11 protein-coding genes and 1 pseudogene are annotated in these 12,428 nt (G+C 64.7%); 8 read left to right on the forward strand and 4 right to left on the reverse strand.

Going from position 1 to position 12,428, the window contains the following annotated elements:
- Nucleotides 1-739 (reverse strand): annotated as a pseudogene (locus U1738_RS08280) (hypothetical protein); the annotation flags it as partial.
- A 405-nt stretch (nucleotides 740-1,144) separates the two neighbouring features.
- Here U1738_RS08280 and U1738_RS08285 point away from each other — a divergent pair.
- Nucleotides 1,145-1,342, forward strand: coding sequence for a hypothetical protein (locus U1738_RS08285; protein ID WP_332788580.1), 198 nt, complete (start codon nucleotides 1,145-1,147; stop codon nucleotides 1,340-1,342).
- Between the two features lie 546 nt (nucleotides 1,343-1,888).
- Here the strand turns inward: U1738_RS08285 and U1738_RS08290 are convergent.
- The gene (locus U1738_RS08290; protein WP_332788581.1) at nucleotides 1,889-2,935 is read right to left on the reverse strand and encodes a GGDEF domain-containing protein; all 1,047 of its coding nucleotides are present in this window, start codon (nucleotides 2,933-2,935) and stop codon (nucleotides 1,889-1,891) included.
- A 150-nt stretch (nucleotides 2,936-3,085) separates the two neighbouring features.
- Here U1738_RS08290 and U1738_RS08295 point away from each other — a divergent pair, with 150 nt between their 5' ends.
- From U1738_RS08295 to U1738_RS08310, 4 genes are all read left to right on the forward strand, one after another.
- Complete coding sequence (locus U1738_RS08295) at nucleotides 3,086-3,574, forward strand: EF-hand domain-containing protein (protein WP_332788582.1); 489 nt, start codon at nucleotides 3,086-3,088, stop codon at nucleotides 3,572-3,574.
- A gap of 5 nt (nucleotides 3,575-3,579) precedes the next feature.
- Nucleotides 3,580-4,722 carry a tRNA guanosine(34) transglycosylase Tgt gene (gene tgt, locus U1738_RS08300; RefSeq protein WP_332788583.1) on the forward strand — a complete coding sequence of 381 codons (1,143 nt, stop codon included), beginning with the start codon at nucleotides 3,580-3,582 and terminating at the stop codon, nucleotides 4,720-4,722.
- 2 nt (nucleotides 4,723-4,724) lie between these two features.
- Entirely contained in the window at nucleotides 4,725-4,931 is a 207-nt protein-coding gene (locus tag U1738_RS08305) for a hypothetical protein (RefSeq protein WP_332788584.1), read from the forward strand.
- 271 nt (nucleotides 4,932-5,202) lie between these two features.
- Entirely contained in the window at nucleotides 5,203-6,297 is a 1,095-nt protein-coding gene (locus U1738_RS08310) for a cell wall hydrolase (RefSeq protein ID WP_332788585.1), read from the forward strand.
- 299 nt (nucleotides 6,298-6,596) lie between these two features.
- Here U1738_RS08310 and U1738_RS08315 read toward each other — a convergent pair whose 3' ends face one another.
- Nucleotides 6,597-7,679: an N-acetylmuramoyl-L-alanine amidase family protein gene (locus U1738_RS08315; RefSeq protein ID WP_332788898.1), complete on the reverse strand. Its 1,083-nt coding sequence runs from the start codon at nucleotides 7,677-7,679 to the stop codon at nucleotides 6,597-6,599.
- Between the two features lie 493 nt (nucleotides 7,680-8,172).
- Here U1738_RS08315 and U1738_RS08320 point away from each other — a divergent pair, with 493 nt between their 5' ends.
- The 3 genes from U1738_RS08320 (at nucleotide 8,173) to U1738_RS08330 (ending at nucleotide 12,035) form a co-directional block, all read left to right on the forward strand.
- Nucleotides 8,173-10,929, forward strand: coding sequence for an Rne/Rng family ribonuclease (locus U1738_RS08320; protein ID WP_332788586.1), 2,757 nt, complete (start codon nucleotides 8,173-8,175; stop codon nucleotides 10,927-10,929).
- Nucleotides 10,930-11,160: 231 nt separating this feature from the next.
- Nucleotides 11,161-11,550 carry a hypothetical protein gene (locus U1738_RS08325; protein ID WP_332788587.1) on the forward strand — a complete coding sequence of 130 codons (390 nt, stop codon included), beginning with the start codon at nucleotides 11,161-11,163 and terminating at the stop codon, nucleotides 11,548-11,550.
- Between the two features lie 179 nt (nucleotides 11,551-11,729).
- Nucleotides 11,730-12,035: a hypothetical protein gene (locus U1738_RS08330; protein WP_332788588.1), complete on the forward strand. Its 306-nt coding sequence runs from the start codon at nucleotides 11,730-11,732 to the stop codon at nucleotides 12,033-12,035.
- An 82-nt stretch (nucleotides 12,036-12,117) separates the two neighbouring features.
- Here the strand turns inward: U1738_RS08330 and U1738_RS08335 are convergent, their stop codons facing one another.
- The gene (locus tag U1738_RS08335) at nucleotides 12,118-12,420 is read right to left on the reverse strand and encodes a hypothetical protein (RefSeq protein WP_332788589.1); all 303 of its coding nucleotides are present in this window, start codon (nucleotides 12,418-12,420) and stop codon (nucleotides 12,118-12,120) included.
- Between the last annotated feature and the right edge of the window lie 8 nt (nucleotides 12,421-12,428).

Genomic DNA, 12,428 nt, shown 5'->3' on the forward strand with positions numbered 1-12,428 from the left:
GGCTCAAATTCTCGGCCAGCCCTTCGTTCAACGCCTGCGTCGTGACCTTGAACCCCCAGTTCCACACCTCGTTGCCGGTCTCGAAATACGCCTTGCCCTTGAGCGTGTCGCGGATCAACGTCGCCATGCGCCGGACGTAATCGTCGTCCGCATTCCAAGGCACCGTGAACCACGCATCGGCCCCGGCGGCGTTGGCGATCTCGATCTGGTCTTCCAGCGGCTGGTCACCGGTCCATGTCCCGGGCACCTGGAAATTGGGCAGCGCGCGGGTCGCCCATGTGATTGGTTCATTACTGTTGGCGTTCGACCAGTCGAGGAAACGGATGACGCCGTAGATCTTCATGTCGTCGACATAGCGCTGGTCGAGACGGCCGTTGGTGACGACCCCGGCCTCGCGACAATCGAGATTGCGGAAGGTGCCGTCACTCTGCGACAAGTCGAACCATATGCCGCCATGCTTGCCCGGCACGCCCTGCGGCACCCACACGACCGTGGCGGTGTGATCTCCATACGTCGTCTGCGACATGCCCCCGAGATAGGCCTTGCCCGCGCCTTCCCACGTGCAGGTGATCGTGGTGGACTGGCCGCTATAGACCGCGTTCGGGGCCGCCAGGAATATCCGACCGGCGCTATTGGGATTGCCGGCGCTGTTATAGCCGCCGACCACGTTCATCCATTCGCTGGATCGATAGGCGAGGTTCGCCCAGATGCGCTCGGTGCCGTAGTAGATTTGCGGCACGGCGCTAACGCCGATCTGAGAATTTGACGGGCTGGGCGTTGGCGTTGGCGTGGGCGTTGGCTGAGGTTCCGGCGTCTTGGACGAGCCTGCTGGGACGACCGAGACGTCGGCCGCGGAACCCGATCCCCCGCATGATGCCAGCATGAGGGCAGCAGAGATCGCGCCTACCCACTTCATTTGAAATGACTGACGGGCACATGTCTCCCGTCCCGATGACAAACCATCTTCGCTATTCATGTCGAACCCTCGCTGCGTCGAAGGGATTGATAAATAAGGATAGTGAAGATAGCGTTAGCGTCGATACGAAACCTGTCGGCATGCCGAAAGCAGCGGCATGGCACCGTCCTAGCGCTTGAGTGTTATTGCACCAGACCCGGCGCATTCTGCGCGGTAACGGAGTTAATTATGACCGATGAAGCCACGAACACGACCTCGAACGGCAAAACCGCGCTGGCGGATGCGTTTCGCGAACATTTCTCCGGCGATGCGCCGATCACGGAAAAGGCCAAGAGCTTTGCCAAGGCCCGTCCCTGGACCAGCGTCGCATTTCTCGGCGTCGCCGCGATCGCCGTGTTGAACACGCTGCGGGGCACACGCGACTGAGGATCGCACGTGGTACGCGCCGCCGACGAAAAGACCGGCGGCGCGTGCCCAAAAATCAAAATCAGTGCGGTGCCCCGATAACCGCCGAGGGTCTGAGGGGTGGCTATCGGGACGCAGTCAGCGTTGGCACCCGACAAACCGATACGCAAGCGCCACGGCATCCGGCCACCATTCGAACGCGACGATCCGATACCAACCGTCCGGCGGCCGGCACCCGATCCTGCGCATCGCTTGGCTGCGCTTTTTCGACGACTGCGTGGAACGAGAAAGCGGCATACCGGTTCGCTCGCTGAAACGTCTCTCCTGCGACGGTCACGTCCTAGAAACGCGTTTCAAAAAGAGACATCGGAACGGCACTGATATGATCCAGATTATCTCCTTATTCGTGTCGATCGCAATTCCCGTCGCGATATTCTACGTCATCGGCGAGATCCGGCGAGAAACGGCCCGGCTATCGCAACGTGCCCGGACATGGCCGCCACAGGCACTACGCAAAGAACGGGGCGAAGCGGTCGAAGCCGCTTCCACCCCATCGACCAGTCAAGGTTAGGCTGCGAGTGCCGCCGGCGGAGCCAGCGGGCATGCGGTCCACAGCACGCGATCCCGGCCTTCCATCTTCGCGCGATACAGCAAAGCGTCGGCGGCGTTGATCGCCTCTTCCGCCTTGCCGTCCTCAACCATCACCACGCCGGCCGACAGCGTGATAGGCTCCAGTGCCTCGCCACTATCACGAACCCGGAACACGCGGTTCTGCAGGCTGCGGTTCGATCGCTCGATGATGTCGGCGGCGGCGGCGAGCGGCACGCCCTCCATCACCACCACGAACTCCTCCCCGCCCCAGCGCGCGACGAGGTGCGGTTCGCAACTGCCGGCGATCGAATCCGCGACCGCCTTGATCACCCGGTCGCCGACCTGATGGCCGTGCCGGTCGTTGATAGTCTTGAAACGGTCGATGTCGCAGATCGCGATCGCGGTGCAGCCGCCGGGTTCAAGCGCATCGAGATGGAGTTGCAAGCCACGGCGGTTGGCAAGCCCGGTCAGTGCGTCGCGCGCGGCGTCGTTCTTGGCCGCCATGAGTTCCGAATTGAGCGAATCGATCTGTTCCATCGCCGCGTTCAGGCGCGCTTCGGTCTCGCCGGTGCGATCGATCATCGCGGCGATGGCGGCGGCCAGAGGCGGCTGATCCAGGTCCAGTTCGTCCAGATGCTGGCTTAGGTCGCGCCCGAACTGGCCAGTCGCGGTCATCGCGGCGCCGGTGAGTTCAGCCAGGTGACGCGTCTGATGACGGAGTTCCGCATGGCCCGCCGTTTCCTCGTCCTGCTCGCGCTGGTCGCCCCCGCCAAGCGCGCGATAAGCGCCGACGATATGATCGGCCTGGGCCTGGCTGACGGTGTCGCCGCCGATCAGGATGGCGTCGATCGCGCGCGCGGCCAGGCTCTGGCCGTCATTGGCGCGGATATAGGCCAGTTCGTAATTGACTGGCGTGGGCCGCAAGCCCTGTTCCGCCAGAAATCTCAGAATCGCGGACACGGCCTTTTCGTCTTCCACGAAGGCCGCATAATCCGTGACTTCCTGTCGCTTCCGTTTGAACACCGTCGCCCCGTCTGCATATCCGGCGATCAGACTAACCCGATAATCTTAACAAGGGGCATAACGATTGCCCCGACACCACGGTCCTTACACCACGGTCCTTGCCCCGGGCGCGGCCTTGGCGGATAGGCCGTGCAACTTGGGATGCTCCGAATGCCGAAACCGACACCTTCCATTTGCCTGGCGCTGGCACTCGCCGCCGCACTGCCGGCGAGCGCGCAACAAGCGCCCCCGCCTCCGGCACCCACCACGCGACCACAACCGTTCGCGACGATCGTGTTCGAACCCGCCGCGATGATGATCGCAGCGTGCGACGCGAATTCCGATGCGGTGGTGACGCGCGACGAACTGCACGCTTGCCTCAAGCGCAGCTTCGCCAGCGTGGCGCAGGGCAAGGCGGATATCGGCTATATCGACTATAGCGACTGGGCGAAGACCTGGCTGGGCGACGCCAATGTCGTGCCCAGCCCCTATTCGGTCGACACCGACGACGACAATCGCATCACGCTGGCGGAATTGCAGGCCGAGTTCGATCGCTTCTTCGACCGGTTCGATACCGACAAGAATGGATCGGTAACGCGCGCCGAATTGATCACGCTGCGCACCGCGCCCTCAATTCCCCCCGGCAAGAAGAAACGCTGATCCCCATGCCCCCCCGGTTCGACTTCACCATCCACGCGCGCGACGGCAAGGCGCGCATCGGCACGATCGCGATGCGGCGCGGCGAGATTCGCACGCCGGCCTTCATGCCGGTCGGCACCGCCGCCACCGTCAAGGCGATGAAGCCCGACGACGTGCGCGCGAGCGGCGCCGATATCATCCTCGGCAACACCTATCACCTGATGCTGCGCCCCACCGCCGAACGCGTCGCGCGACTGGGCGGCCTGCACACATTCATGGGCTGGGACCGGCCGATCCTGACCGACTCGGGCGGCTATCAGGTGATGAGCCTGTCGGACCTGACCAAGCGCGACGAGAATGGCGTGACGTTCAAGAGCCATCTCGACGGCACGCGCCACACGCTGTCGCCGGAACGATCGATCGAGATCCAGCGCCTGCTCGGCTCCGACATCGTCATGGCGTTCGACGAACTGGTGCCGACGACCTCGACGCGCGAGGTGCAGGCCGCCGCGATGGCGCGATCGATGCGCTGGGCCAAGCGCAGCCGCGATGCCTTTAATGGCGGCGGTGAGCATGCCGAGGGCGCGGCGATCTTCGGCATTCAGCAGGGCGCGCTCGACGAACGGCTGCGCGCGGAAAGCGCGGGCGAGCTGACCGCGATCGGGTTCGACGGATATGCCGTCGGCGGCCTCGCGGTCGGCGAGGGGCAGGAGGCGATGTTCGGCTGCCTCGATTTCGCGCCCGGCCAATTGCCCGAGGACAAGCCCCGCTATCTGATGGGCGTGGGCAAGCCGGACGATATCGTCGGCGCGGTGGAGCGCGGCATCGACATGTTCGATTGCGTGCTGCCCACCCGCTCCGGCCGCACCGGACAGGCGTTCACGCGGCGCGGGCCGATCAACATCCGCAACGCGAAATTCGCCGAGGATCAGGGGCCGCTCGATCCGACCTGCGCCTGCCCGGTGTGTAACGGCTGGACGCGCGCCTATCTCCACCATCTGGTGCGATCGGGCGAGATGCTGGGTGCGATGCTGATGACCGAGCATAATCTGTATTTCTATCAGGCGCTGATGGCCGATCTGCGCGGCGCGATCGCCAGCGGCACGTTGAGTATATTTGCCAATGAGTTCCGCGCGGAATATCGCGGGGCAAAGCAGAACGGAGAGTGAGCGTGTCCGACCCGAAAACCAGCGAAACCCCCAACGAGATCGTCGCGGCGGCCAGGCATCATCAGGCTGCCAAGGAGCGTGCCGGTGCGAAGGACGTGAAAAAGGACGGCAAGAACTGGCCGATCGGCGCGATCGGTCTGGGCGTGGGCATCGGATCGGCGGCGGTGGCCGCGGCGATGATCTTCGCCGGGCGGAACAAGAAGGACTGAACCCTCGGTTCGGCGGAGGGATGGGCTAAGGCTAGCCCCGCCCCCGTCATCCCGGACTTGATCCGGGATCCCGCTGCCTTGCCCCGCGCCCAGAAGAAGAAGCGGGATCCCGGATCAAGTCCGGGATGACGGGATTGGTTCAGGCGTTACAAGCACCCACCCCCGTTCGGGCTGAGCCTGTCGAAGCCCAAGCGCTGCCCCTGCTCTTCGACGGATGGGCACCAACCCCCGTCAGCAACACGTTAAGGCCTGTTCGGCTATGCGCGAAAGCGTGACGCTGAAACCCATCACGCTCTGGCTCCGGAAACACCTGCCCACCCGGCTGGGCGTGGCTGCGCTCGCCGCCTTGATCTGCGCGGGCATGTCGGCGCACGCCACCTTGCGCAGCATCGCCGCGCAGGACACGCCGGCAGCAGCGCAAGCGACCCACGCCAGCGGCTACGAAGCGGAGGATCATTTCCCCGGCGCTGCCGATCTCTACGCCGCCGACGAGACCGCCGCACCGGCGGCGGGCGCGACCGGCACCGCCAACCTGCCCGATGTGCCGATCCCCGCCACGGCCGCCGCGCTCGCGCCCGACAAGACCGTCACAGCCGCCCCGCCTTTCTCTACCCGCCTCGCCAGCGCGGTCGATCGCGGGCGGGCGCTCGAATGCCTGACCGCCGCAATCTATTACGAGGCGGCGAACGAACCCGATGACGGCCAGCGCGCGGTCGCGCAGGTGATCCTCAACCGCGTACGGCACCCGGCCTTTCCGGCGACGGTTTGCGGCGTGGTGTATCAGGGATCGGAGAAAACGAGCGGTTGCCAATTCTCCTTCGCCTGCGACGGCGCGATGGCACGCGCTCCAGCCAAGGCGTCTTGGAACCGCGCGATGCGGATCGCCGCGGCGGCGCTCTATGGCTCGGTGCTACCGTCGGTCGGCGAAGCGACGCATTATCACACCTATGCCGTGACCCCGGCGTGGAACCGCAGCCTGGTGATGACGGCGGCGATCGGCGCGCATTTCTTCCATCGCTGGCAGGGCTATTGGGGCACGCCGCAGGCGTTCAGACAGGTCTATCGTGGCGGCGAACCGGTGCCCGGGCCGCATCCCCGAGACCTGACGCCGGAGCAGATCGCCCCGGTGACGATGGCCTCTGTATCCGTGGCACCCGTGACGATCGCGGCCTTGCCCAAGTCGCCGCCGCCCTCGACGCCGACCACCGCACCGGCGGCGATCCAGCCGGCTTATGCGCAGAGCGGCACGCCGGTGGCGGGCTACACCAAGCCGGTCGCTGTGACGGCAGCGGTGGCGAAGTCCGGACGAACCGACGATTCGCAGATTCTCGACCGGTGGAAGGATTCGGGCAAACCGCTGCGGTGATCCGCGCGGCCATCACGCACCCGTCATCCCGGACTTGATCCGGGATCCCGCTGCTTTGCCCCGCACGAAGTAGAAGAAGCGGGATCCCCGCCTTCGCGGGGATGACGTTGGGGCTCTGTAGAGCGGCATCCCGCCTTGATATAGCCGGATGATTTTGGCTGGAGTTGCCCCACTCCCGTTCGTCCTGAACCTGTCGAAGGGTGTGTCCCAAGCGCAGCCCGGTATTCGGGGCACGTGCTTCGACAAGCTCAGCACGAACGGAAGAGTTTAGTGCTCTCGAATTTCGCTTCGAGGCCCGATCAATTCACCGCCAGCCGCCGCGCGAAATGCACCTCGACCGCACGTCGAACGCTCTCCGCGATGCGCTTCCGGCCGTCCGCCGAATCGATGAAAGCGGCATCGCTGGGATTGGAGATATAGCCGGTCTCGAACAGGATCGAGGGCATGTCCGGTGCCTTCAGCACGACCAAAGAGGCCATGCGGTGGAAGTTCGGCTTGAGCGGGATCAGCGGCTGCGCCTCGCGCCCGAGCAGGCGCGCGAAATTGGCCGAGGCGTTCATTGTCTCGCGCTGCGTCAGATCGATCAGGATCGAGGAGATGTCGGCCTGCGCTCCGCCCAGATCGAGGCCGGCGATGATGTCCGCCTTGTTCTCGCGCGCCGCCAGCTTGGCCGATTCCTTGTCCGATGCGACTTCCGACAGCGTGTAGACCGAAGCGCCACTGGCCAGCCCCGATCCGACGCTGTCGCAATGGATCGAGATGAACAGGCTGGCCTTCAGCCGCCGCGCGATGCCGTAGCGCTCCTGCAGCACCAGAAAACGATCGTCCTCGCGCGTCAGCGCGACGCGAACACGGCCCGATTTGAGCAATTCGTCGCGGATCGCGCGGGCGATACGCAGCGTCACGTCCTTCTCGCGCAAGCCATCCGCCTGCGAGATCGCGCCAGGGTCCATCCCGCCATGCCCGGCATCGATCACCACCAGCGGGCGGCTATCGTCGTCGCCATACACACGCGGCAGCGCCAGCGTCCGGATCGCCCGGGGCACCTTGCGCGACACTTCGTACGTGCGCGGCGGCGCCGCCCCGAGGGTGCTCAAATCGAGCGTCAGTTCCGGGCGCCTAGCGCTCGACATCCCGACCGAGGCGGGACGCGCGCCCAGCATATCGCGGGTAAGACGGTTCGGCTTCACCAGAACCAACGACGCGGCATCCGCCAGCCGCTGGTCGAACCGCACCACCACGCGCTCGCGCGTTACATCGACGCCGTCGATCATCGTCGCCAAAGCGGGGGTCCCGGCGAACCAGCAGGCCAATAAAGCGAGTATCAGCGACACCCGGATGTATTGCCGCGCGGGCACGGGCGCGGTCCAGTCAAAAACCATCGGCGGGGTCGTCCCGGTACGAGTTACGTCAACGCCCGCTGCCATGATCGGCCCGCGCGTCTCTCCTCCCGGTACGAGAACAAGGTTAACAGGCTGTTCTCATTTAATTGCCCGCCAATGGCCGGAAACGTGCCGGTTGCCGTCCGTATCCGGTAATGCTAGTCACGATATTGCACCGGAGAAGCGTGATCCACGCTTGCCGGTTCTCATGGCCGCACCGGAATGTCCGGTACGCGGCACATCCAGGTTGACGTTCGCATGATGCATTCCCCCTGCCCTCCGCTCCGCCCGGCTTTTGCCGGCGGGAGCGCGGACGCGGCAGGTGCCCAGGGCCAGATGCCGGGGCATGCCATGTGGGCAGAGGCAAATTCGTCCATCTCGAAACCTTCAGAAACCGGCACGCATCAGGGCGGCATACCGCCCCTGGCACCGCCGAATCACAATCGCGCGCGGCGGCCCTTGGGGTCCGGACCGCGCGCCCGGAGAATATTACATGACAATGCGTATGCTGATCGACGCGCGCCACCGGGAAGAGACCCGCGTGGCGGTCGTCAACGGAACCCGTATCGAGGAATTTGATTTCGAATCCTCTGAGCACAAGCAGCTCAAGGGCAATATCTATCTCGCCAAGGTCACCCGCGTGGAGCCATCGCTCCAGGCGGCGTTCGTCGATTACGGCGGCAATCGCCACGGCTTCCTCGCCTTCAGCGAAATCCACCCCGATTATTACCAGATCCCCAAGGAAGATCGCGACGCCCTGCTGCGCGAAGAGGCCGAGCATGCCGCCGAAGAGGCCGCATTGCGCGCCGAGCATGAGGACGACGAGGACGAGCTTCACGACGAAGAAGGTCATGCTGAAGACGATCACGGCGACGACGTGGACGAGGATTCGGTCGAGCGTTTCGAGGATGACGGCGGCGTAGAAGCCGAAGTCGCCGCGGAAGACGCCGGGCAGGAACGCCCGCGCCGCCGCAAGCGCAGCGCCGCCGATGCCGCGGTCGACGATTTACGCGAGCGTCGCAGCAATCTGCGCCATCGCTACAAGATTCAGGACGTGATCCGCCGCCGTCAGGTGCTGCTGGTCCAGGTCGTCAAGGAAGAGCGCGGCAACAAGGGCGCGGCGCTGACGACGTACCTGTCGCTGGCCGGCCGCTATTGCGTGCTGATGCCCAACACGTCGCATGGCGGCGGCATCAGCCGGAAGATTTCGAACGCGGGCGATCGCAAGCGCCTGAAGTCGATCATGTCGGACATGCAGCTGCCGCCGTCGATGGGTTGCATCGTGCGCACCGCCGGGCTGCAGCGCACGCGACAGGAGATCAAGCGCGACTTCGATTATCTCGCGCGCCTGTGGGACGGGATCCGCGAGACCACGCTCGCCTCCTCCGCGCCGGCTCTGGTGTATGGCGACAGCGATCTGCTGAAGCGTGCGATCCGCGATATCTACAACAAGGATATCGACGAGGTGATCGTCGAGGGCGAGGACGGATATCGTCAGGCCCGCGAATTCATGAAGCTGCTGATGCCGAGCCATGCGCGCAAGGTGAAGCATTATTCCGACGCCGTGCCGCTGTTCCAGCGCGCGCATGTCGAGGATCAGTTGGGCGCGATGTACCACCCCGTGGTGCAGCTCAAATCGGGCGGCTATCTGGTCATCAACCCGACCGAGGCTCTGGTATCGATCGACATCAACTCCGGCCGGTCGACGCGTGAACATTCGATCGAACAAACCGCCACCGCCACCAACCTAGAAGCGACGCAGGAAATCGCACGCCAGTTGCGCCTGCGCGACATGGCCGGTCTGGTCGTGATCGACTTCATCGACATGGATAACGGCTCGAACGTCCGCAAGGTCGAGAAGGCGATGAAGGAAGCGCTGAAGAACGATCGCGCCCGCATCCAGGTCGGTCGCATCTCGTCGTTCGGCCTGATGGAAATGAGCCGCCAGCGCCTGCGTACCGGTGTGCTCGAGGCATCGACCCGCGCCTGTCCGCATTGCGAAGGCACCGGCCTCGTCCGCACCGCCTCTTCCTCAGGTGTCAGCGCATTGCGCCTGATCGAGGAAGAAGCCGCGCAGGGCCGTGGCTCGATCCTGACGCTGCACGCTAGCGTCGAGGCGGCCTTCTACCTGCTCAACCGCAAGCGCGCCGATCTCGCCGAGATCGAGGATCGCTACGGCGTGACGATCGAAGTGACGCCGGACGGCGAGCAGGAAGGTGCGCGCATGTCGGTCGAAGTCGGCGGCCCGCCGCCGGCCCACGCCCCGCGCTTCGCCGCCCCGATCATCGAAGTCGAGGAGGATTTCCCCGAGGAGATCGAGGACGAGATCGAAGAGATCGAGGACGAGGAGGAAGAGGCCCCGCGTCAGGCACGCGAGCCACGCGAGCGCGGCGAACGCACCGAGCGTTCGGCCGACGATGAGGGCGGCCGCAAGCGTCGCCGCCGTCGCGGTCGTCGCGGTCGCAACCGGCCCGAGGGCGAGGAAAACCGCGCCGAGGGTTCCGAGGACGAAGGTGCTTCGTCCGAGGATAACGAGGTCGAGGGCGACGTCACGGCAGAAGCGCCCGCCGAGTTCGTCGGCGAGCAGCCGGTGGCGAGCGACGAGGAAAGCGAAAGCCGCCGTCGGCGTGGCCGTCGCGGTCGCCGTGGTGGTCGCCGCAACGAAGGCGAGCGTTCGAGCGAAGGTCAGTCCGAAAGCGAAACCGTGCGCCCGGCCGAGCCGCAGGACGACATCCTCGTCGCCGCCGAGCCTGCCGAAGCCGAGCCGGAAGCGGAAGCCCCCAAGAAGGGCCGCCGCCGTCCCCGCGCTCGCGATGCCGAGGCTGCTCCGGTAAAGGCTGCAAAGGCCAAGGCGCCGGCGGCCGAGGCCCCCGTCGCCGAGGCCCCAGTCGCCGAAGTCGAAGCGCCGACCAAGCCGAAGCGCAGCCGCCGCAAGGCCGCCACCGCCGCCGATACCGCGCCAGCGGAAGAGCCTGCGGTCGAAAGCCCGGCGATGATGGACGTGCCGGTCTCGGAAGAGCCAGCGCCCAAGCCGAAGCGCAAACCCCGAGCCAAGAAGGCGGATGCGGCGGCGGAAGCCGAAGCCCCCGCCATCGCACTCCCGGCCGACGGCCTGGATGGCGCGGCCCCGGTCGATGACGCCGCCGGCGGCCCAGTCGAGGGCAATTCCGGCGAACGCGAGATCGACGCCGACCCCGGCGAAGCCGGCAGCCCCCGCCGCGGCTGGTGGCAACGCACTTTCGGCGCGTGATCAATTGAGCGGTTAAAGAAAAGGCCCTCTCCCACACCGGGAGGGGGCCCTTTCTCATGCTGACGGACTTGGAGTTTGCGGCTGCTTTCGCCCGTCACCCGACATTAAGTCCACCGGTGGCAACATCGTAAGCGGACATTCCGCTTACGCCCAATTGCGGCCATTCAGCGTCTCTCGAAACTTGCCTTACAGTAGCCGTTCGTTCAGGCGTCCTTCCGGGCAGCGAAAGACATGGTCACGATGGTACGGCTTATTATTGCTGGTGCGCTGCTTGCTTCCTGCGCCGCCATGGCAGGCTGGAAAGCCAGAGATTTGCAAAACGCTCGATCTTGCGAGTATCTGGCTGGCAATATTCCGTCCTATGAAGGCTACATTAGCCGCCTGCCTGCGCTAAGCAGTGACATACCTCCGAGCGTAATCGCGGAAGTCTATAGATGCTGGGCTGCGAACCCGGGTAAAACCATGATGCGACAGCCAAGACTTGCGGACGCGCGTCAGCTTACCGCATCCACGTACCTGCTTGCGTTCGGCATCTGGGGAGTTTCGGATCGTTCTCTCTTATTTGAAGTCGATGCTTCCGGGCAGGTCCGACGTGCTTACAGCTATCCCTACTCGCTGTGACAGCGTGAGAGCTTCATTTCTGGTTTAGAGACGTTCGGGTGGCCACAGCAACCCGCTCCAGAAAGCGGACCTACCGCATCCACCACGATCAGACCTCAGCGTGCCGGTGACCATCCCGAAAGCGGACAGGCAGGAAACGCCCACTTGCGGACATGGCCGATCCTGTGGGACGCTCCCGTATGGGACTGATCCAGAAGCTGTTGCACCGGGCTTGGGAATGGAACAATCACCCTCGCGCCATGACGCCTCTCGCGCTTGTCGCCCTACTTCGCCGAATGCAAGCCGACAAAGCCACCCCCGGCGAATGGGATTATTTTCAGTCGCTTGCGCTTGCTGACCCGCGATTGGAGCCGATCCGGAAAATGGTTGCGCCGCTATACGGACCCGGCTTTGATCCGGCGGCAGATGCTGTTCTTGCCGAAGCGATTGTTCAGTCTGAACAGATCGTGAGGGCAGATGAGGGTCAGAAAGGTAACGGTAGCTAACCACCAAAATGCGACATTTAGCCAGATCGATCGCGATCGCAAAAGCGGACATTCCGCTTACGCCCACTAGCGGACGTTCGCATCAGCGCTCGATGGCGATCACTGCCGCGACATCCTCACCGTAGTGCCGCTGCTTCCATTCGCGCTGCTCTGCCCAGCCGGCTGCCATGACCTCGACGTCCGCCGACGCAACCGGACCCGGATTGCGAACGATAAGGGTAAACGGCGGCCGGACCGTCAGCATGTCGGGATGGTAGAAAACGGAGTCTTCGAAAGCGCCGAAGTTGGTGCCGTGCGCCGGCACGACGCCCAGAACGTCCCGAAGCGCGTTCCAGAAGTCCAGCCTCTTCGTCCAATTGGAGCCGTCGAGGTGGATCGTCTTCATTGCCGCAG

It is taken from the genome of Parasphingomonas caseinilytica, assembly GCF_036663755.1.
Taxonomy (GTDB): domain Bacteria; phylum Pseudomonadota; class Alphaproteobacteria; order Sphingomonadales; family Sphingomonadaceae; genus Sphingomonas.

Coding starts and splice junctions, on each gene's coding strand:
- U1738_RS08285 (WP_332788580.1), top strand. CDS start 1,145: ATGACCGATGAAGCCACGAACACGACCTCGAACGGCAAAACCGCGCTG.
- U1738_RS08295 (WP_332788582.1), top strand. CDS start 3,086: ATGCCGAAACCGACACCTTCCATTTGCCTGGCGCTGGCACTCGCCGCC.
- tgt (WP_332788583.1), top strand. CDS start 3,580: ATGCCCCCCCGGTTCGACTTCACCATCCACGCGCGCGACGGCAAGGCG.
- U1738_RS08315 (WP_332788898.1), bottom strand. CDS start 7,679: ATGGTTTTTGACTGGACCGCGCCCGTGCCCGCGCGGCAATACATCCGG.
- U1738_RS08320 (WP_332788586.1), top strand. CDS start 8,173: ATGACAATGCGTATGCTGATCGACGCGCGCCACCGGGAAGAGACCCGC.
- U1738_RS08325 (WP_332788587.1), top strand. CDS start 11,161: ATGGTCACGATGGTACGGCTTATTATTGCTGGTGCGCTGCTTGCTTCC.
- U1738_RS08330 (WP_332788588.1), top strand. CDS start 11,730: ATGGGACTGATCCAGAAGCTGTTGCACCGGGCTTGGGAATGGAACAAT.
- U1738_RS08335 (WP_332788589.1), bottom strand. CDS start 12,420: ATGAAGACGATCCACCTCGACGGCTCCAATTGGACGAAGAGGCTGGAC.